Below are 20,022 nucleotides of genomic sequence, written 5' to 3'. Positions count from 1 at the left end.
CTTGCGGCCATGGCTTACTCCCTTTCCCGCGAAGCGTTTCAACAAGAGCTCCACGGCCAGCGCACCGACCTGTTCACCTTGCGTGGCGCGGGCGGGCTGCAGGTGGCCGTGAGCAACTACGGCGCCCGCCTGGTGCAGGTGGCGGTGCCCGACGGGCAGGGCGGCCTGGCCGATGTGGCGCTGGGCTACGACAGCCTGCAGGGCTACCTGGACGGCCAGCTCTCCATGGGCGCATTGATCGGGCGCTGGGCCGGGCGGTTGCGTGCGGGCACGCTCACTCTGCCGGAGGGTTCGCCTTTGCAATTGCCCACCAACAGCGGTCCCCACCACCACCATGGTGGTCCCCGGGGCAGCCGCTTCCAGGTGTTCACGTTGGAGGAGGTGGGGGCCGATGCGCTCACCCTGGGCCACACCTTTCGCACCGAAGACGACGGTGTGCCGGGCACGGTGCGCCTGCAGCTTCGCTTGCAGGTCACGGCCGACAACGCGCTGCACATGGCCTGGACGGCCGAGGCGCTGGACGCACCCACCGTGCTGAACCTCACTGGGCATGCGTTCTTCAACCTGGCGGGCCGTGGCAGCACCCACGGCCACACCCTGCAGGTGCCCGCCAGCCGCTATGTGCCGCTGGCCGCCGACGTGTGCCCCACCGGTGCGCTGGCTGCGGTGCAGGGCACGCCATTCGACTTTCGCGAGGCCCGCCATGTGGGCGATGCTGTGGCGGCGCCCAGCGAACAACTGGCCCAGGCCGGCGGGCTGGACCACTACCTGGTGCTGGACGAGCCGGATGCATCCCGTGCGCCGCCCGTGTCATCCATCACCCCGTCAGGCCTTCGGCTGGCCGCGCTGCTGAGCGAGCCCGTCAGCCGCCGTGCGATGGAGGTCTGGAGCACAGCGCCCGGCGTGCAGGTCTATGCGGGCCATGGCCTGAAGGCGGACCCGGCGCGGGACCGGGGCCGTGGCGCGCAGCAGGGCAACTGGCTCTGGCAGCCGGGTGACGGTATCTGCCTGGAACCCATGGAGTACCCCGATGCGCCCAACCACGCCGCCTTTCCCATGCGCTGGTTGGCGCCCGGGGAGGTGGTGCGGGGCGCGATCGTGTACCGGTTTCGCGGCCTCTGAGCGCGGTGGCCGGCGAGGGCCCCGATTTTCGGCAGGTCGCGCTACCATGCCACCTGGCTTTCAACCGAGGTCGCTCATGGATACAACCGTTGCACCCAGCACTGACTGGAAGGAAGTGGTGGCGCCCGACGAAGCCCGGCGCTTTGCCGGGTATGCCCGCCAGTTCGCCGAACTACAGGCGCGCAAGTCGCACAAGTACGGCAATGGCCGTGGCCTGCACCGCAAGCAGCTCACCGCCGCGCGGGGCCAGCTGCAGGTGCTGGGCGATCTGCCTGCGTTTGCGTCCCACGGGCTGTTTGCCCAGCCCGCACAGTACGACGTGCGGGTGCGGCTGAGCAATGGCGGCATGGACAAGGCCTCCGACCGCAAGCCCGACATCCGGGGCTTTTCGTTCAGCGTGCTGGGGGTGAAGGGCGATTCCGCCCTGGGCAACGGGCCCGCCAAAAGCCAGGACTTCACGCTCATCAACCAGGAGAAGTTCGCCTTTCCCCAAAGCGGCGAGTTCGTGGACTTTGTGGTGGCTGCCTCGCATGGCGGCGGCGCGCTGATCAAGTTCCTGGTGCAGCGCCACGGGCTGCTGGGGGCCGCCAGGCAGATCGCCAAGACGGCCAAGACTTTCGGCCGGCCCTTCGGCGGCTTTGCCGCCCATGCCGTGCACAGTGCCGCGCCCATCGCGTGTGGGCCCTATGCGGTGCGTGTGCGCCTGCTGCCCCATGTCGCCAATGGAGCACCGGTCACCCAGGTGCAGGACGATTGGAACGCCGAGTTTTCGGCCCGCCTGCGCCAGCAGGACCTGGTGTGGGACCTGCAACTGCAGCCCTTCGTGGACGAGGCCACCACCCCGATCGAAGATGCCAGCGTGGACTGGCCCACACCCTACACCACCGTGGCCCGGCTGACCCTGCCCCGGCAGGATCCTGCGGCCGACCCCGCGCTGGCCGCCGAGGTGGAGGCCGCCGTGTTCGACCCCTGGCAGGCACTGGCGGCGCACCGGCCGCTGGGCGACGTGATGCGCGCCCGCAAGGTGGTGTACTTCGAGAGCCAGAAGGGGCGCGGGGCGGTGTAGCCTGGGTCGCCCCGAAGCGGCTCGCAAAGCCCGCCGAAGCGGTTCTGGCCGGGCGCCGTGTCGCAGGCAGCACGAGGAGGAGCACCACAACAGGCGGCAACGTTCGACGCGCCGAGCCTGGCGCGTTCCCGGCTCTAAGTTTCGTCTAAGTGTTGGTGCCCACACTGCCCTCCATCGCAACTCCGATGGGAAAGGCACCACACCATGAACACCACGACGCTGACCTCCACCCCCCGCCGCCTCATCCTGGCCCTGGTGGCCGCAGGCGCGGTGGGTGCCACCGGCGCGGGCCTCATCACGGGGCACCAGGCCCGGGCCCTGACTCCCTCCGCGCCCATCGTGGCCCAGACCCCGGCGGCCCCGGGCGGCGCGCTGCCCAGCTTCGCGCAGATCACCGCGCAGAACGGCCCTGCCGTCGTCAACATCAGCGTGACGGGCAGCACCAAGACGGCGATGGCCAATGACGACGAGGACGATGACGAAGGGCGGCCCACAGCGCGCCAGCGCCGGGGCCCGCAGATCGACCCGAACGATCCGTTCTACGAGTTCTTCCGCCAGTTCGGTTTTCCCGGCGGGGGTGCGCAGGGCCAGCCCAACGTGCCCACGCACGGCCAGGGCTCGGGCTTCATCGTGAGCCCCGACGGCCTGGTGCTGACCAACGCCCATGTGGTCAAGGGCGCGAGCGAGGTCATCGTCAAGCTCACCGACCGGCGCGAGTTCCGGGCCAAGGTGCTGGGCTCCGATCCCAAGACCGACGTGGCCGTGCTCAGGATCGACGCCAAGAACCTGCCCACCGTGCGCCTGGGCAGCACGCGCGACCTGCAGGTGGGCGAATGGGTGCTGGCCATCGGCTCGCCCTTCGGCTTCGAGAACAGCGTGACGGCGGGCGTGGTCAGCGCCAAGGGCCGCTCGCTGCCCGACGACAGCCTGGTGCCCTTCATCCAGACCGATGTGGCCGTGAACCCCGGCAACTCGGGCGGGCCGCTGTTCAATGCGCGCGGCGAGGTGGTGGGCATCAACTCGCAGATCTACAGCCGCTCGGGCGGCTACCAGGGCGTGTCCTTCTCCATCCCCATCGAGCTGGCGGCCAAGATCAAGGACCAGATCGTCGCCACCGGCAAGGTGCGCCACGCGCAGCTCGGTGTGGCCGTGCAGGAGGTGAACCAGGCGTTTGCCGAATCGTTCGCGCTCGACAAGCCCGAGGGCGCCCTGGTCGCCAGCGTCAGCAAGGGCAGTCCGGCCGACAAGGCGGGCCTGCAGGCCGGCGACGTGATCCGCCAGGTGGACGGCCAGCCCATCGTGGCCTCGGGCGACCTGCCCGCCTGGGTGGGGCAGGCGCAGCCGGGCCAGCAGGCCAGGCTCTCGGTGTGGCGCCAGGGCAAGCCGCTGGAGCTGACCGCCACGCTGGGTGATTCCAGCGACAAGGCCAGCAAGCAGGCGCGCAACGACGATGCCGTGGGCAAGGGCCAGCTGGGGCTGTCGCTGCGCCCGCTGGACCCCGAGGAGCGCCGCGAGGTGGGCGTGAGCGAGGGCCTGGTGATCGAGCAGGCGCGAGGCCCCGCCGCCGCGGCCGGCGTGCAGCCCGGCGACGTGCTGCTGGCCATCAACGGCGCGCCGGCCCGGAACATCGAGCAGGTGCGCACGGCCATGGCCAAGGCGGGCAAGTCGGTGGCGCTGCTCATCGAGCGCAACGGCGACAAGATCTTCGTGCCGGTGCGCCTGGGGTAGGCCGTGGGGGAGGCCCGCCGTCGGAAAAGACCCTGCGGCGGGCTGCGCGCATCAGCGCGGCAGCGCCTCCACTTCCTTGGTCCAGCGGTCGATCAGGCGCCTGCGCTCTGCGGCCTTGCCGTATTTCTCGAAGTCGTATTTGATGAGCTTGACGTTGTCCAGCGTCGGGATGCGCGGGTCCATCTTGAAGCTCTTGTTGGCGGGCACCTGGTAGCTGCCGACCTGGGCGCCCACGGCCTGGCCTTCGGGGCTCATCAGCCAGTCGTAGTATTTCTTGGCGTTCTCCATGTTGCGCGCGCCTTTCACCAGCGCGATGCCGCCCACCTCGTAGCTGGTGCCTTCGCAAGGCGCCTGGGTCTTGACCGGGTACTTGTCGGCCTTCCACTTCTCGAAGTTGAACATGAAGGTGATGCCCACGCCCACCTCGCCCTTGGCCACGTTGGGTGCCTGCGCCTGGCCGCTGCGGGTGTAGGTGGTGGTGTTCTTGTGCAGCGCCTTGAGGTAGTCGAAGGCCTTCTCCTCGCCCATGAGCTGCACCAGCCCCGCGATCACCGTGTAGGCCGTGCCGCTGGAGGCAGGGTGCGAGATTTCCACTTCGCCCTTGTACTGGGGCTTGATCACATCGGCCCAGCACTGCGGCTCGGGCAGCTTTTTCTTCTTGAGCGTCTCGGTGTTGTAGCCAAAGCCGATGGCCGAGCTGTAGAAGCCCCCCACCTGGTGGCCCGACATCGCGTACTGGCGCACGCTCCAGCCGTGCAGGTCATGCAGGTAGGCCGGGCGGTATTCGGCCAGCAGGCCCTGCTCGGCCGCTTGCAGGAAAGGGTCGCCCGTGCCGCCCCACCAGATGTCGGTCTTGGGGTTGTTGGCCTCGGCGCGCAATTGGGCCGCGATCTCGCCCGTGCCTTTGTGGGCCTGGTTGACCTTGATGCCGGTCTTCCTGGTGAACTCCTTGGCGGCGGCTTCGCACCAGGGGGCGTCGGTGCTGCACAGCGCGTTGACCGCGCCCTGTGCCTGGGCGCCTGCCGACAGCGAGGCCAGCACGGCCGCGGCGGAAATGAACCGAATCTTGTGGAATGCCATCGATCTTGCTCCTTGTTCTCTGTTGGTATGGATCGAACTGAGGGTCGGGCAGTGGGCCCGACGCACGATGATTGTGACAGTGATGTGACAGAAAAACGGCGAACGGGATGCTCCGCATGGCGGTGGGCCGTGGCGCCACCGCTATCCTTTGAGGGGCGATTCCCCTCGATCCATTGAACCCATTGCCATGCGCCTCTTGCTTGTTGAAGACGACCCCATGATCGGCGAAGCCGTGCAGGACCTGCTGCGCGCCGAGCACTACGCCGTGGACTGGGCGCGCGACGGCGATGCGGCCGACACCGCCTTGCGCACCCAGCCCTACGACCTTGTGCTGCTGGACCTGGGCCTGCCCAAGCGCGACGGCCTGGCCGTGCTGCGCGACCTGCGGGCCCGCAAGAACCGCACCCCCGTGCTGGTGGCCACCGCGCGCGACGCCGTGGCGCAGCGCATCGAAGGGCTCGACGCCGGGGCCGACGACTACGTGCTCAAGCCCTATGACCTGGACGAGCTGCTCGCCCGCATCCGCGCGCTGCTGCGCCGCGCCGCCGGGCGGGCCGAGCCGGTGTACGAGCACAAGGGCGTGTGCATCAACCCCGCCACGCGCGAGGCCACGGTGCAGGGTGTTCCCGTCGTGCTCTCGGCGCGCGAATGGGCGGTGCTGGAGCCGCTCATCGCCCGGCCCGGCATGGTGCTGTCGCGCCAGCAGCTCGAAGACAAGCTCTACGGCTGGGGCGACGAGGTGAGCAGCAACGCGGTGGAGGTCTACATCCACGGCCTGCGCAAGAAGCTCGGCGCGGAGGTGCTGCTCAACGTGCGCGGCGTCGGCTATCTCGTACCCAAGGCATGACCCGCAAGCTCACCCAGGCCCTCCAGGGGCTGCTTCCCCGATCCCTGCGCATGCGGCTGCTGGTGTTTCTGCTCGCGGCCATCGTGCTGGCCGGGGCGGTGCAGGGCGCGCTGGCCTACCGGGGCGCGCTGGCCGAGGCCGATGCGCTGTTCGATTACCACATGCAGCAGACCGCGCTGGCCCTGCGTTCGGGCCTGCCGGTGGATGCGCAGGGCCTGGGGCCGGGCCTGGACCCCGAGGACGAGAACCACGAATTCATCGTGCAGGTGTGGACCAACGAGGGCCTGCGCATCTTTGAATCGGCCGTGGGCGCGGCCCTGCCGCAGATCGCCGTGCTGGGCTTCACCGACGTGCAGGCGCGCGGCGGCACCTACCGGGTGTTTTCGATGCAGACGCGCTCGCAGGTCATCCAGGTGGCGCAGAACATGGCCGCGCGGCGCGACATGGCCCGCAGCCTGGCGCTGCGCACGCTGGCGCCGCTGGCCATCATGGCGCCGCTGCTGGTGCTGGCCGTGTGGTGGGGCGTGAGCCGCTCGCTGGCCCCGGTGGAGCGCGTGCGCCGACAACTGGCCCAGCGGCAGGCCGACGACCTCTCGCCGGTGAACGACGCGCAGCTGCCCGACGAAGTGCAGCCGCTGGTGAGCGAACTCAACCTGCTGTTCGAACGCGTGCAGCGCGCCTTCACCGCCCAGCAGCACTTTGTGGCCGATGCGGCGCACGAGCTGCGCTCGCCCCTGGCCGCGCTGCGCCTGCAGCTGCAGGGCCTGCAGCGCGCGGGCGACGATGTGGCGCGCGCCGCCGCCATCGAACGCCTGTCCGCCGGCATCGACCGTGCCACGCGCCTGGTGGAGCAACTGCTCACCCTCGCCCGGCAAGAGGCCGGAACGGCCGCCACCGACCCCGTGGACCTGCGCGCCGTGGCGCAGCTGGCCCTGGCCGACGTGGCCCCCGCCGCCCAGGTGCGCGGCATGGATGTGGGCCTGCTCGATTCCGACGCCGCCACCGTGCCCGGCAACGCCGAGGCCCTGCGCATGCTGGCGCGCAACCTGCTCGACAACGCCATCAAATACACTCCGCCCGGCGGCCGGGTGGACCTGCAGGTGCGCGCCGGCAATGGCCATGCCGTGCTCACGGTGGAAGACAGCGGCCCGGGCATCGCCCCCGAACACCGCGAGCGCGTGATGCAGCGTTTTGTGCGCGAAACCGCCGATGGCGCTCCCGGCAGCGGCCTGGGCCTGGCCATCGTGCAGGCCATCGCGCAAGGCCATGGCGCCACCGTGCAACTGGGGGCCTCGCCGCGCCTGGGCGGCTTGCTGGTGACCGTGCGGTTTGGTGCAGGTCTGCTGGCGGCAAACCCCCTGGACGCAGGCGACATGGGTTGATGGTGCTTCAAATTTGATAGCTTTTGGCGCTTGATGGATAAGCGCTGGAGGCCAAAAACACTCAAAATCTGAAGGCTGGAGGTGTCTGCAGACACCGTCGCCTCTGCGCCAGGCCCCGTGGGCGCGCCGCCGCACAATGCGCAGGCGCCGCACCCACTGTGGCGCCCCTGTCTCCCATTGCCCAAGGAAGCACCCGCATGCACTTCATCGTTCTCGGCGCAGGCGCCATTGGCTGTTATGTGGGGGGGCGCCTGGCAGCGCACGGCCAGCCGGTCTGCCTGGTGGGGCGCCCGCATGCGCTGGAGCCCATCGCCCAGCAGGGCTTGAAGGTGACGGACCTGGACGGGTTCGACCGCACCGTGCCCGTGTCTGCGCTGCGGCTGGCCCCCACGCTGGCCGACGCCGCCCCCGGCGCCGACAGCATCATCCTGCTGTGCGTCAAGAGCGGCGCCACCGAGTCCGCCGCGCGCGAACTGGCGGCGGCCTGCGCGCCCGGCACCCCCGTCATCTCGCTGCAGAACGGCGTGGACAACGTGGCCCGCGTGGCGGCGCTGGCCCCCGGCCTGAACGTGCTGGCGGGCATGGTGCCGTACAACGTGGTGCTGCGTGGCGCCCAGGTGCACCGCGCCACCGCGGGGCATCTGCAGCTGCAGCGCGACGCCGCCACCGAGCGCATCGCGCCGGTGTTCGATGCGGCGGGCCTGGCCACCGTGCTGCCCGCCGATATCCGCGCGGTGCAGTGGGGCAAGCTGCTGCTCAACCTGAACAACCCGGTCAATGCGCTGTCGGACCTGCCCTTGCGGCAGGAACTGCTCGACCGCGACTGCCGCCGCGTCTTCGCCGCCCTGCAGACCGAGGCGCTGCGCGTGATGGCGCGCGCGGGCATCACCCCCGCCCAGGTCACCGCCGTGTCGCCCACGCTGCTGCCCCATGTGCTGCGCCTGCCCAACTGGCTGTTCACCCGGCTGGCCAAACGCATGCTGCAGATCGACGCCAAGGCGCGCTCGTCGATGTGGGACGACCTGGAAGCCGGGCGCGTGACCGAGATCGATGCGCTCAGCGGCGCGGTGGTGCGGCTGGCGGCGCAGCATGGGGCACGGGCACCGCTCAACGCGCGCATGTGCGAACTGCTCGGCGGCCCGCGCCAGCGGCTGAGCGGCAAGCAGATGCGGCAGGCGCTGGGGCTGTGACCAGTCAGGCCAGCGCCTTGTCCAGCGGCACCCGCAGCCCCGACTTGAGGCTGCCCAGCGCCACCGAGGTGCGAAAGCGCCGCACATTGTCATCCCCCTCGAACAGCCGCTGCGTCAGGGCCTCGTAGTCCGCCATCGACGCCACGGTGACCACCAGCAGGTAGTCGGCCTCCCCCGTCACGCTGTAGCACTGCTGCACCGCGCCCTCGGCCGCGATGCGCGCGCGCAGCGGGGCGGTGCGGTCGGGGCGCTCGTTCTCCAGGTGCACCTCCAGCACGATGGTCAGCGGCATGCCCACTTTCACCGGGTCGAGCACGGCCACGTTGGCGCGGATGACGCCGCTGTCGTGCAGCCGCCGGATGCGCCGCTGCACGGCGGGCGCCGACAGGTTCACCGCCTGCGCAATCACCCGCTGGGGCGTGGTGTTGTCGGTCTGCAGGATGTCCAGGATCGCGAGGTCGAAGCGGTCGAGCGGGGGCGGGGTGGGCATGGAATCCTCTCAAGCAGCGAGCGAAAGTTGCGTGCACGGCCCGAAATAAGAGAAAAAAGCACGCACGGGTCGAACTATATTTTTACCCATGACCGCGTCGCGCTTTCAACGATTCTTTCCCTTCCTGGCTGTTCTGGGCTCCGTCACCGCCCTGGGCATTGGCACGTCCTGGGCCAAGCAGCTGCTGTTTCCCGCCGTGGGCGCGCAGGGCACGACCGCCTTGCGCGTGGGTTTTTCCGCCGTGCTGGTGCTGCTGCTGTGGCGGCCGTGGCGCTGGCGGCTGTCGCGCGCGGATGCCGCAGCCCTTGCCTGCTATGGCGCGGCGCTCGGGGGGATGAACCTGATGTTCTACATGTCGCTGCGCACGCTGCCGTTTGGCCTGGCCGTGGCCATCGAATTCTCGGGGCCCCTGGCGGTGGCCATCTGGTCGTCGCGCCGCGCGGTGGATTTCGTGTGGGTGGCCCTGGCGATGGCCGGGCTGGGCATGCTGCTGCCGCTGGGGCTCAACGGCAGCACGCTGGACCCGGTGGGGGTGCTGTATGCCCTGGGCGCGGCCGTGTTCTGGGCGCTGTACATCGTGTTCGGCAAGCGCGCCGGGCACCTGCACGCGGGGCATTCGGTATCGCTGGGTCTTCTGGTGGCGGCGCTGGTGGTGGTGCCGGTGGGCGTGGCGCATGCGGGCGCTGCGCTGCTGTCGCCGGCCTTGCTGCTCATCGGGGTGGCGGTGGCGGCGGTCTCCAGCGCCATTCCGATCTCGCTGGAGATGATGGCGCTCAAGCGCCTGCCCAAGGAGGCTTTCGGCATCATGATCAGCATGGAGCCCGCCGTGGCCGCCGTGCTGGCCGTGGGCCTGCTGGACGAGCACCTGAGCCTGCTGCAATGGCTGGCCATCGGCTGCATCGTGGCGGCGTCGATGGGAAGCGCGTTCACGGCGGGGCGGTCCGCCGCACCGGGGCACGCCGCGCCGCATCCGGCCTGACACGGCGGGCGATGCCCGCCGCGACGGTTCCGTCGCGGACAGGCTCCAGTCTGGCGGGCGCGGCCCCTCTCTCCGATCCCTTGCCCACCCGATGGCGGCCCGGCGCGGGCGATGCCTGGGTTGTGCTACCGCGATTCCCACACCCGAACCTCGCGGCGGCCTACGTCATCGCGCCGCCGCCTTTTCTACCGTGGAAGCCATGGAGGGATGGCACGCTGGCATCCCCGATGCCCGCCCGGGCGCGGCCCCGCGCCGGGGGCAGGAGCGGTGGCCGTCCGCTGGACGCTGCACCGATCGATATACCCACCACAGCCCCTACAGGAGTCGCCCATGCGCATTCCCCCGCTGCCCCAATCCGAAGTCGACGAGGCTGAACGCAAGGTCAGCGCCATCCTGGAAGACCTCGAAGAAACCACCGATTCCGATGTCAAGGACATCGACCTGGAAGACGTCGTGGAAACCGATACCGCCAGCGGCAAACCCGCCGTGCACCAGACCGTGGACATCACCGTCCAGCCGCGTGCCCGGCGCAAGTGGCTCAAATGACGACCACGCCCCAGGAGATGGGTGGCCTGCGGTGGGCCTGCCTGCCCGCCGGTCACCCGGTGGCCGAACCCCGGCCTTCGCGCCACTGCAGCACACGCGCCACCAGTTCGGCATAGCCGGGCTCGGCGTGCGCCAGCAAGGGCAAGCCCGTCTCTCGCACCGCGTGCCCGACTGCCGGGGCCCACTGCGGGGTTCCAGGTTCTGCCTGGCTGCGGGCCATCTTTGCCAGCACCAGTTCCTGGCCCCAGAAGTACACCTGCTGCGCGTGCACGTTCGATTGCATGCGCTGCACATCCGCCAGGGCCTGGGGTTCGGCCAGCCCGAGCCAGATGTCGGCATACAGAAAATCGACGGGCGCGCCCTGGGGTTGCCATTGCAGCGCATCGGACTGAACCAGTGCCACCTTGCGCGCGGCGGCATCGGGCAGCCCCTCCAGCACACGGCACAGGCCAAACAGCTGCAGCACGTCCTGGTCCCGCTCGACCACCGTCACGCGGTCCACCGCCGGCTGCAGCGCCATGTTGGCCGCAACCCAGCCCATGCCCAGCCCCATCACGACGACGTGGCCGCGGACATGGCGCAAGGGCAGCTCCTGGCTTTCGATTTCCATGGGCGAGAGCGACATCCAGGTGTCCCACCCGCCCTCGTCGTTCTCGCGCATCAGCACGGCTGAACCCGAGGCGACACACGGGCCGCTGTGGTAGCCGCAGTCCAGCCCGACGCCGCCACGCCTGATCCGCCAGGGGCCCACGGCACCATCAGGGTAGTGCGGCGTGTGCCAGGGCGATGTGAAGACGGGCAACCCGAGCGCTTGCGCCAGCACGCTGGCGGAAGGCTCTGAAAAGGAAGCGGCGGGCAGAGGAGGGGATGGTGGCGGTGTGGACACGCGGCTATCTTAGAGGACGCCTTCGTGGCCGGAAGCAGGGCGCGGTGGTCCAAGATCGGCCCCCGCCCGGACGTCTTTCACGCCTGGGGCCGTGCCTTGGTTGCGAGTGTCCGGGTTCAAATGCGCGCGATGGGCCGGGTCGAGCACGGCATCCGGCCTGGCGCGTGGTGCTTTCAGCTACGGCTCTCCCATCGGAGTGCATCCTCTGGCGGGCTTGGTTTGTGGCCCGCCTCCTACGGCAGCAGGCCACGGTACGGCGCCCAATGGGCTTTCTGCCCAAGGAGCGCACCATGGCCACAGACCCCAACGAACACCCCGCCCACCGAGTCCCCGAGGAATTTCCTCTGCCCCCGGGCGATCTGCCGCCCAGCACCGAACCGCCGACCCTGCCACCACAACCGCAGCTGCCCGATGGCTCCGGTCCAGATCCCTACCAGGGCGAAGTTGAGAACGAGGACGATGACCCGGTCGGCAAGCCGCCGAGGATGTGAGCCGATAGCCGCCCTGGCGCTCCGCCTGAGCGAGGGGGCCGGCTCCACCAAGCCTGCGCAGCCCTGACGGCGCTTGTATCTCGGCAACCAGGGCACATGCCTCTCTTCGGGCGACTGTGACGCTGGGTGTGGGCGACGCCATGCGTACGGTGAGGCCTAAAGCAATCTTGCACCGTAGACCGCGGCAGGGAGCGGCCCCGCTCTCGAAGAATGGCGGGCTGTCAGCTGCCAGGCGGCTGATGCAGGGGCAGGCCTTCAGCTGTGGTGATCGGAGTTGGCGCGGTAAGTGATCCAGCCCGCGGTGGTCGGCACGCCGCCCGGACGATCTTTTGGATGGCTGCGACCTTCCAGCACAGGCACCTCGTCAAAGTCGAACGGGCTGAGCCCATCGATGCAGGCGACGTTCACACCATACTGCGTGGGCACGGAACGCCGGGAGTGAAAGGTGTATATCCCGCACACGGAGCAGAAATAGTGCTTGGCCTGTCCGGTGTTGAATTGATAGAGCGTCAGTTTGTCCTCACCCGCATGCACATGAACGTCATCCAGGTTGACAGAGACTGCTACCGCGCCCCGCATGCCGCAATACGAGCAGTTGCACCGGCGCGCGCTGCGCAATCCATCGGTCAACAGCAGAGTGAACTTCACGGCGCCGCAATGGCAACTGGCGTGAAGCTCTTTGCGGCCGTCGAAATCAGCTGGGGTCAAAATCGCCTCCACTAACGAATCAGCACATGAACAGATGAGCCATCCGGATCGACTGGCGCAACGCCAGGTCCGCTCCTGGCCGGATTCTGCCCGATGACGAACGGTGCGGCGCCCGCGTGCCTAGGTTCGAGCTGGCGGCATCTGGTCGAAAGCCGAGAGCGGCATTTCCGTCCCGTCATGAGCGACCACCACGCCTGCCGTGGAATCGGAAATCTCAATCGGACGGCTCCAGAACTCGGTCTTGGGAGGTGGCTCCTTCCGATTCTGGTCCGCAACGGCGCCATAGCATCGGGTGATGTACAAGTCCTCTGCCTGCTGGGCTGTCAGGATGATCTTCTGGGGGTACTTGTTTTCGTGGTCACGCCAGTGGGTGCGGAACGCGTTCGAGAGGCGGCGGAATACATCCAGCATGCCTGGGCGATAAGGGGGGAGGTCAACAATGTTCTGGGCTGCCATGGGTTCGATTTTGCCCATGAAACCCGGAAGAAAAAAAAGCCCGCACTCAGCGGGCTTTAACTTGCTCAAGGCAAGGAGGGGAGGGTTGTCGCAGAGGAGGGCGACGGAGCAATCGTACGGGGGCTGACGGCCTGCTTTTGTCAGACAACGCCGCATGAATCCATGGCGGGCTGGGGGAAGGAGCGCCGTCTCAATGCCCGTAGGCGCGGGGCCAGCCAAGCGGCGAGGGCAGGCGCAAGCGGGCTGCAGCGGTGGGAGGTTACGGGGCGATCACCCTGCCGTACCGTGCTCCCACAATGTCCCCGGGAACGGATCGTTGGGTGTAAGTCGTTGATTCGTAAAGGGCTCGTGGTCCTCGACAGCTATCAAATTCTGGCCGCTAGACCGCATGGGCTCTAGATTCATGCTGCGTGGTGACAGAATGTGCCCCCACTTGTGCCCCCTGCCATTTCTGGTGCCCCTTGAAACTCACCGACACGAAGCTACGCACCCTCACCGAGCCCGGCAAACATTCAGACGGCCTGGGCCTCTATCTTGAAGTCACCAAGGCGGGCGGGCGCTACTGGCGCATGAAGTACCGCTTCGCCGGGAAAGAAAAGCGCCTCGCCTTCGGCGTTTACCCGGATGTGACCTTGAAGGCGGCACGTGAAGCGGCCACCAAGGCCCGCCGCCTGCTGCAAGACAACCAAGACCCAGGCGAAGCCCGCAAGGAGGAAAAGGCGCGGGTTATCCACGAAAGCCGCAACACGCTGGAGGTGGTCGCCCGCGACTGGCTGGAGCACCAGCGCGGCCGCTGGGAGCCCGTGACGATGGGCCGCATTCAGGCATCGCTGGAGAACGACATTTTTCCGGCGCTGGGTTCAAGGCCCATGGCCACGTTGAAGGCGCGCGACGTAATGGAGGCAGTAAAGGCCATCGAGGCGCGCGGTGCGGCCGACCAGGCCGGCCGGGTGCTGCAGCGGGTGAAGGCCATCTACCGCTGGGCAGTCACGCACCAGCGCATCGACAGCAACCCCATGCTCGATCTGGTGCCCTCTGAAATCCTCAAGCCGCGAACCGTGCAGCACCGGGCCGCGTTGTCCGAGAAAGAGCTGCCCGAGTTCATGCGAAGGCTCGCCGCCTATGAGGGCGCGCCCGCCATCGTGTTGGGCCTGCGGCTGCTGATGCTCACGGCCTGCAGGCCGGGCGAAGTGCGGGGCGCGCGCTGGGCTGAATTCGACCTCAAGGCAGCGCTGTGGACCATCCCGGCCGAACGCATGAAGATGCGCGAGGAACACCGCGTGCCCCTGTCCCAGCAGGCCCTCGAAGTGCTGGACAAGATCGTCGCCATCAGCGGCGGCCGCGAGCTGGTGTTCCCCAGTCCCTACTACCCCAGCAAATCGCTGAGCGAAAACACCTTCAATTCAGCCCTGGCTCGCATGGGCTACAAGACCATGGCCACAGCCCATGGCTTCCGTGCCCTGTTCTCAACAGTGGCCAACGAACACGGATGGAACCCCGACGTGATAGAGCGGCAGCTCGCGCACAAGGAGCGCAACGAGATACGGGCCGCATACCACCGCACCACGTACATGGCCGACCGCACGAAGCTGATGCAGTGGTGGGCCGACTACCTGCAGGCAGCAGGCGCCCGCAAGGGCTGAGCTACACCGCCCCGTTCTGAGCGGGCGCGCGCCGATGCTGCGCCTGCACTTGCCACCCGCAGTCCTGCGGCCGACGCCACGCGCTGCGGCCGGTGGCATGTGGTGGCCTGCCCAGCAGCCATGCAAGACGACCCCATGCCCTGGCGCGCTGTCGAGACCCCGCCGCGCCTGCTCGCTTCGTGCGTTGATTTCGCCGGGGTTGCCGCCTGGGTGCACAGCCAAGCCTGATGCGGGCTCACGGGGCGCTGCAGTGCCGCTTTCACTGCCGGGAATCGACGGAGTTTTGAGGCCGCGGGCCGGGTGGCTGCGGAACCTGTGACGTAACGGAAAGAACCTTTTTCAAACTAGAGATGCTTGGAATCGACTACCTACAAACCCACCAATGAAGACCAGTTTGTAGGCTTTGTAGGTAGTTCGTTTCGGGTATCTCAAATTTGGATTGGTATGGTTCCAGCAGGGTGCAGGCTGGTGACTGAGGCAAAACGCTTGCTCGCGCTTCGACGGTCGGTAAACCCTTCAAAGCCTACAAACCCCACCAAACAGCGACCACCCGGAAGGGGTTGCGGACGGTGCCTGCGCTTGTTCCGAATTTGATTTGGTGCGTGTTTCAGCAGGGTGCGAGCCGGTGCCGTGGGCAAAACACTTGCTCGCGCTTCGACGGTCGGTAAACCCTTCAAAGCCTACAAACCCCACCAAGCGGCGACCGCCAGGGAGACTTTGTAGATGGCGTTTCCGGGTATCTCAAATTTGAATTGGTAGGCGGTTCAGCGGGGTGCAGGCCGACGCCCCTGGGCAAAACACTTGCTCGCGCTTCGACGGTCGGTAAACCCTTCAAAGCCTACAAACCCCACCAAGCTACGCGCCCGACGACCTCAAAGAAGAACGCGCACTGTTTTTTACATGCGCGCGTTTCGTCCAAAAAGAACCCTCCAAAACCCACCAACCAGTCATCGGAATACGATCTCTTTAATTGAGCGCTTTCGTCATCGTGGCGGGCTAAGGCCTATTGGCTATCTGGCGCTTGAGTTCTTGTTACGTACCTCTACGCCATGCTCACTGGGCGCGTATTGGGTATTGGGTTGGATGGCTTGAGTGAAGCACAACCACCGGGCCCTGACGTGAAGGGGCTGCTGTCACCGCACGGTTTGGTATCAATGGGCAAGGTTGTGAGTGGTTTGAGGTGCACGGCTCCTGGTTCGAAAATAGGGGCTGAGTAAATGGTAAGTACGTGAATACGTGCGCCTCAAAATTAGGCTATGGGGACTGGTGGTATTTGCTATTCGCTATTAATTTTTGATAACAGGAAAAGTAGGTAACCCTTTACACCCCCAGCTTGAAGTGCTGATTGCAGTGCCACTGATCATAAAAAGTACCGATAGCATTACCATTGTCGGAGCCAGTGCTGAAACTACGGCTAGCTACGTGCGCATTTCATGATTTTTCTTTTGGGCGCTCACTGTCTGAAATTTCTTCCGTGGTTGCATTTGCGGAAATTTTATCAAGTATTCCCTTTTCAATTCTCTCCACTTGAGTGGAAATTATTCGATCACTTCTCTCGGTTAGCTTCTTTGCAATTAATGAAAAACCTGGTATTTTGGCGAGAGCATCCATTGAGTCGGAAAGCTTGCCGCTATTTTCAAGCGCTTCCATGATTGGATGATCGGCTTTGTTGTAGTCAGTGATGAGCTTGCCAGGGTTTTCGGCGCTGACTTGAAGAACGTTGAATAGAAGTCGAGTCCTAAGTTCTTCTTTGACTGCACTTTGATGAGGAAGTGTTTCGATTTGATTGGAGAGGCCAGAGAATGTTTTGCCCAGGACAGATTTGTGTGTGTATTCCTCAATTAGACGTTTTGATAAATTTAATTTCTTGTTTGTAGAGTAGGCGAGCCAGAGTACAGGAAAATAAATTGGGAGAATTGCCATTATCAACTTTGGCGTGTCTTGAATTACCTGAACAAGACTTTTGCCTTCGAATGCGAGCAAGTAAATATCTACCGAAAGTGGTATTAATGATATGCAGACTAATCCCAGGATTGCATTATTGAAATTTTTCTCGAAATTTGCGAGAGATGCAGACTCTTCTTCTTTCTTTTTTTCATAAGCGGCACTCAATCCTGCCGCCATTGAACCAGGCAGTAGGCCTATTAGTTGTTCATTGACCGATTCATAGCGAGCTGCTGATTTTGATAAAAGCTCTTCGAATTTTTTGTTTCGCTCGTCGAGTGTTTTTTCGTACCTGCTAGAGATCGATGATGCAAGCGTTTCGATCGATATGCTCAGATTTTGTGCTTGCTCACTTAGTGCTCTATAAGATTTGTCTAGATCGTCCTTCAAGCCGTCAATATGCTCAGTCTTTCCTTCTTCTTCATTGGTGATATCTTGACCTAGTATGCGTTTGTGTAATTCATCAATTTCTGATTTTCTTGATGTCGCATGAGAAAGAACCGCCTTGATGCTTTCTGAAAGTGCTTTAGATTCAACTAGCAGTCCTTGGGTGTTTTCCAGTGTGCTAGGTAATTCAGCCGTTTGGTCTAGGAGTGCTTTTGACTGTACAACATTCTGTGTAAGCTCTGCAATTTGTGCGTCAGTAAGATTTTTTGCTTCTACAAATTGATTGTAGGCCGCTAAACTAGCGTCGATTTGTTGTGTGAGCGTTTCACTTCTCGTCGCTGCCTGAGCCTTTTCCGCCTGAAGCGCTTGAAGTTCCTCAAGTGCTCTCACCTTGTATTGATTGAGTTCGTCTAGAGCAGCTTGAATTGCCCCTGCGCTAGAACGAGCCTGCACCTCCAAGGCTACGGTGTTTTCCGCTGCGACTCTTGCTTGCTGTTCTGCATCCGTTGGGCGTTGCCGAACCTCTGATTCAACATTGGATAGCCGAGATATTATGGTTGATTGAAATGAATCAAAATCTTCCTTGCTAACGCCAAAAATAGACATTTGTTCTCCGTTACTTTTTTGTTTGTTGAGAGGCGAATCCCTGGATAGGTAATTTAATGCAGGCCGCGAAAGCTTTTGCTTACATCTTTGGTTTATGATCTAAATTGGTATGGGGATAATGGTGAAAAATACTTGCTATCTAGCCTTGTATAGCATTGTTTGTATAAGCACGCAGTATTGGCTTCAGTCATAAGTCGATCCTCCTGGATGTCTACTGCACGTTGCTGAAACAGGTCCGTGAGCAAATTCGTTACAAATACTATAGCCTGCATGGAGTAGGCATGCGTACAACGACTGTGCTTGCTTGTGAAATATCCCGGCGTACTGCATCCGCGAGAGATGGGCAACTGAAGATCAAAGACTTTCTGACACTGCTGGCTACTGAGCCGGTGAGTGCAGGTCTGTCGGCGTTGCCTACTGATATGGTTTCGCTTGACCAACTGCTGTGCAGCATCGGCATCGGCATTGGCGCTGTAGCGGTGATCGCAGGGTGATAGCGTCCTAGCGCTCCTTCTTAGCCTCTCGTACTTTGAACCGCACCATTCCACGCGGCGCCATGGCGCGCCCGTCGTTTTCGCGCTCACTTTCCCCGCCACTAACTGTGGGGAGCGCAGCCACAACATAGGTTTCTTGGCTTTCAGCAGTCCACACAAGACCATAGGGACATGCAAAGAACAGCCACGCAAACCACACCCATCCAGGCCGGTCCCGGCCCGTCCGATGTGCGCCCGTACCGCGAGCGCTTGCTACGCATTGACGATGTGTGCTTCATGACCGGCCTGGGCCGCAGCACCATCTACGCCAAGGTCAAGGCCGGAGACTTCCCCAGCGCCGTGCAACTGCACGGCACCAGCGTGGCGTGGCGCGAAACTCAGGTGGACGCCTGGATTGCCTCACGCCCCGCCGTGGGTGCAGCGCCGCCAGTTCCACCAGCCCAGCCCGCCAAGCCAGGCAGGGCAAGCCGCGCGCCCCGTCCCGCACGCGCAGCAGCCATGGGAGCAATCTGATGGCCACCCGCATGATGTTCCTGTGCCCCCACTGCAAGGGCAAGACCAAGACCCGCACCAGCCGGGGCCTGTCGCCCACGCTGCGCGAGCTGATCTACCAATGCGAAGACCCGGAATGCGGCTACAGCTTCGTGGTGCAGGCCGAAGCCGTGCGCACTCTGTCGCCATCCGGGAAGCCTGATCCCGAAATCAACTTGCCCTTCGGCACTCGTGCGGCAGTACAGAAGACCGGTCCGTTGCATTCTCTTAGGGAGGGAGGGGAATGACCTTGCACCTCATGATGTCGGGCTCTGGAGATGGCCGCACGCTGTTGGGCCATCAATGCGGAACCGCAGCGCTAGGGGCGTTGCGTATGCGATCCGTGCACGATTGGGCCGTCCCCGTCTCTGTAGGCGCTTACAGTCAGCGGGGTGTGAGTTCTTTCCACCGGCTGGATGTTGGTCAACTCGCGGAATCGCTGAGCGCTCCGCTCAATCGTCGAGGATTGCTCGTTGAGTACCACAGGGCCACTAGACGGCAGTCCTTTGTCGGCCCAGTCAGACGCGTGCTCCGACAACGCCATGCACGCGCCCAGCACGTTCACATACTGCTCAAACTTGTCAAAAGTGGTGAGGTATTGGCTGTTCAATGCTTTGAGACCGAAGGCAATGGCGTTGAACTCTCCTTTGGCGGTAAATGCCGGACTCGAGACGTGTTGCGTGTGGTTCAGACCGCTTTTCAATCGCTTGGCTGCTTCATGAGCTTTAAGCATCAGTTGCAAGGCGATTCGTTCAGTTTCATGGATGGCGTCTTGCAAAAGCTTCTGCTTCTCGGCTTCTCGTTCTGTCGCCTCTACTATGCGGCGAGTCTCCCGCTCAACCGCTTCTTGAGTATGGCGAACCTCGGCCTTGTCAAAACTAACTTGTGCGACGCGAAGGCTTGCCGCAATTGCAATGACCGATCCCAGAGCTTGTATCCACCCGGGCCACTCGGTATCTTTGGGTCTGAAAAGGAACGCCACGTAGACGATGGACAGCATTCCAATCACTATCCACTGTATTGCCTCTTTGTATGTCTTTATCCAATTCACAATGAGCGCCTCTCTTGGTTGACCAGTAAGGATACCAACGCGTACACTAGCCCAGTCACGTCAAAAAAAGGCGTGATCGGGATTGGCGTCCCGTTGAACTTTCTGCGACGCAAGCCGCAGTTACTCCCGCAGAGTCCCTGCGGCTTGTTCGTTCGTGCCCCATTTTTTGGCGGCTCGGACAGGGAGCCGCAAGGCTCGCCGGTTCTCGCAGGAGGTTCCCGGTACGCCAACCTGTTCGAGCTGCCGCCCCCGATTGGCGTCGAGGGTGGCGGTTTTTGCAAACCGAACCTTCTGGAGGCCTTCATGGCTGACCGTACGCCCGCACGCGCATTGATCGCGCGCACCACCTCGCCCATCACGGGCACCCCCGACCCCATCCAGCTGCACGCCACCGC

Annotated in this window: 20 protein-coding genes; 13 read left to right on the top strand and 7 right to left on the bottom strand. The window is 64.4% G+C overall.

What is annotated here, in order from left to right; genetic code table 11:
* Positions 1-9 precede the first annotated feature (9 nt).
* The 3 genes from AC07PV_RS16510 to AC07PV_RS16500 all read left to right on the top strand — a co-directional run bounded on the left by AC07PV_RS16510 (position 10) and on the right by AC07PV_RS16500 (position 3,916).
* On the top strand, positions 10-1,122 hold the full coding sequence (locus AC07PV_RS16510) for an aldose epimerase family protein (RefSeq protein ID WP_494630817.1): 1,113 nt from the start codon (positions 10-12) through the stop codon (positions 1,120-1,122).
* 76 nt (positions 1,123-1,198) lie between these two features.
* Positions 1,199-2,188, top strand: a complete 990-nt coding sequence (locus tag AC07PV_RS16505) for a catalase family protein (RefSeq protein ID WP_494630816.1) — start codon at positions 1,199-1,201, stop codon at positions 2,186-2,188.
* 204 nt (positions 2,189-2,392) lie between these two features.
* Positions 2,393-3,916 (top strand): DegQ family serine endoprotease, encoded by a 1,524-nt coding sequence (locus AC07PV_RS16500; RefSeq protein ID WP_369643289.1) that lies wholly within the window; start codon positions 2,393-2,395, stop codon positions 3,914-3,916.
* A gap of 51 nt (positions 3,917-3,967) precedes the next feature.
* On the opposite strand, the gene AC07PV_RS16495 is transcribed toward AC07PV_RS16500, so the two are convergent.
* Complete coding sequence (locus tag AC07PV_RS16495; RefSeq protein WP_494630815.1) at positions 3,968-4,996, bottom strand: ABC transporter substrate-binding protein; 1,029 nt, start codon at positions 4,994-4,996, stop codon at positions 3,968-3,970.
* Positions 4,997-5,183: 187 nt separating this feature from the next.
* Here AC07PV_RS16495 and AC07PV_RS16490 point away from each other — a divergent pair, with 187 nt between their 5' ends.
* From AC07PV_RS16490 to AC07PV_RS16480, 3 genes are all read left to right on the top strand, one after another.
* Complete coding sequence (locus AC07PV_RS16490; RefSeq protein ID WP_218295998.1) at positions 5,184-5,843, top strand: response regulator transcription factor; 660 nt, start codon at positions 5,184-5,186, stop codon at positions 5,841-5,843.
* Positions 5,840-7,225: an ATP-binding protein gene (locus tag AC07PV_RS16485; RefSeq protein WP_494630813.1), complete on the top strand. Its 1,386-nt coding sequence runs from the start codon at positions 5,840-5,842 to the stop codon at positions 7,223-7,225. Before AC07PV_RS16490 ends, AC07PV_RS16485 begins: the two co-directional genes overlap by 4 nt.
* Before the next feature lie 197 nt (positions 7,226-7,422).
* Complete coding sequence (locus AC07PV_RS16480; protein ID WP_494630811.1) at positions 7,423-8,415, top strand: 2-dehydropantoate 2-reductase; 993 nt, start codon at positions 7,423-7,425, stop codon at positions 8,413-8,415.
* A 4-nt stretch (positions 8,416-8,419) separates the two neighbouring features.
* On the opposite strand, the gene AC07PV_RS16475 is transcribed toward AC07PV_RS16480, so the two are convergent.
* Positions 8,420-8,905, bottom strand: a complete 486-nt coding sequence (locus AC07PV_RS16475; protein WP_218339647.1) for an Lrp/AsnC family transcriptional regulator — start codon at positions 8,903-8,905, stop codon at positions 8,420-8,422.
* Positions 8,906-8,993: 88 nt separating this feature from the next.
* Between AC07PV_RS16475 and AC07PV_RS16470 the strand changes: the two genes are divergently transcribed.
* Together AC07PV_RS16470 and AC07PV_RS16465 are read left to right on the top strand one after the other, a co-directional pair.
* Positions 8,994-9,884 carry an EamA family transporter gene (locus tag AC07PV_RS16470; protein ID WP_218295994.1) on the top strand — a complete coding sequence of 297 codons (891 nt, stop codon included), beginning with the start codon at positions 8,994-8,996 and terminating at the stop codon, positions 9,882-9,884.
* A gap of 330 nt (positions 9,885-10,214) precedes the next feature.
* The gene (locus AC07PV_RS16465; protein WP_218295993.1) at positions 10,215-10,430 is read left to right on the top strand and encodes a hypothetical protein; all 216 of its coding nucleotides are present in this window, start codon (positions 10,215-10,217) and stop codon (positions 10,428-10,430) included.
* A 52-nt stretch (positions 10,431-10,482) separates the two neighbouring features.
* On the opposite strand, the gene AC07PV_RS16460 is transcribed toward AC07PV_RS16465, so the two are convergent.
* Positions 10,483-11,316 carry a hypothetical protein gene (locus AC07PV_RS16460; RefSeq protein ID WP_370627770.1) on the bottom strand — a complete coding sequence of 278 codons (834 nt, stop codon included), beginning with the start codon at positions 11,314-11,316 and terminating at the stop codon, positions 10,483-10,485.
* A gap of 290 nt (positions 11,317-11,606) precedes the next feature.
* On the opposite strand from AC07PV_RS16460, the gene AC07PV_RS16455 reads away from it, so the two are divergent.
* Positions 11,607-11,807 carry a hypothetical protein gene (locus AC07PV_RS16455; protein ID WP_218339646.1) on the top strand — a complete coding sequence of 67 codons (201 nt, stop codon included), beginning with the start codon at positions 11,607-11,609 and terminating at the stop codon, positions 11,805-11,807.
* 255 nt (positions 11,808-12,062) lie between these two features.
* Here AC07PV_RS16455 and AC07PV_RS16450 read toward each other — a convergent pair whose 3' ends face one another.
* Together AC07PV_RS16450 and AC07PV_RS16445 are read right to left on the bottom strand one after the other, a co-directional pair.
* Complete coding sequence (locus AC07PV_RS16450; protein WP_492244531.1) at positions 12,063-12,515, bottom strand: GFA family protein; 453 nt, start codon at positions 12,513-12,515, stop codon at positions 12,063-12,065.
* A gap of 120 nt (positions 12,516-12,635) precedes the next feature.
* A complete protein-coding gene (locus AC07PV_RS16445; RefSeq protein WP_218339644.1) occupies positions 12,636-12,971 on the bottom strand; it encodes a hypothetical protein in 336 nt (111 codons plus the stop codon).
* Between the two features lie 461 nt (positions 12,972-13,432).
* On the opposite strand from AC07PV_RS16445, the gene AC07PV_RS16440 reads away from it, so the two are divergent.
* The gene (locus tag AC07PV_RS16440; protein WP_494630810.1) at positions 13,433-14,614 is read left to right on the top strand and encodes a tyrosine-type recombinase/integrase; all 1,182 of its coding nucleotides are present in this window, start codon (positions 13,433-13,435) and stop codon (positions 14,612-14,614) included.
* Between the two features lie 1,431 nt (positions 14,615-16,045).
* Here AC07PV_RS16440 and AC07PV_RS16435 read toward each other — a convergent pair.
* Entirely contained in the window at positions 16,046-17,551 is a 1,506-nt protein-coding gene (locus tag AC07PV_RS16435; protein WP_494630808.1) for a hypothetical protein, read from the bottom strand.
* A gap of 281 nt (positions 17,552-17,832) precedes the next feature.
* Between AC07PV_RS16435 and AC07PV_RS16430 the strand changes: the two genes are divergently transcribed.
* From AC07PV_RS16430 to AC07PV_RS16420, 3 genes are all read left to right on the top strand, one after another.
* Positions 17,833-18,045 carry a hypothetical protein gene (locus tag AC07PV_RS16430; RefSeq protein WP_494630807.1) on the top strand — a complete coding sequence of 71 codons (213 nt, stop codon included), beginning with the start codon at positions 17,833-17,835 and terminating at the stop codon, positions 18,043-18,045.
* Between the two features lie 171 nt (positions 18,046-18,216).
* Entirely contained in the window at positions 18,217-18,558 is a 342-nt protein-coding gene (locus AC07PV_RS16425) for a helix-turn-helix transcriptional regulator (RefSeq protein WP_494630805.1), read from the top strand.
* Positions 18,558-18,824, top strand: a complete 267-nt coding sequence (locus AC07PV_RS16420; protein ID WP_494630803.1) for an Ogr/Delta-like zinc finger protein — start codon at positions 18,558-18,560, stop codon at positions 18,822-18,824. The genes AC07PV_RS16425 and AC07PV_RS16420 overlap by 1 nt, the downstream gene beginning before the upstream one ends.
* Before the next feature lie 71 nt (positions 18,825-18,895).
* On the opposite strand, the gene AC07PV_RS16415 is transcribed toward AC07PV_RS16420, so the two are convergent.
* Positions 18,896-19,576, bottom strand: coding sequence for a hypothetical protein (locus AC07PV_RS16415; protein ID WP_494630802.1), 681 nt, complete (start codon positions 19,574-19,576; stop codon positions 18,896-18,898).
* Positions 19,577-20,022 lie beyond the last annotated feature (446 nt).

It is taken from the genome of Acidovorax sp. GW821-FHT09A11, from assembly GCF_059418365.1.
Note: the sequence above shows the minus strand (reverse complement) of the source record. Positions and strands in the feature narration are given on the sequence as shown.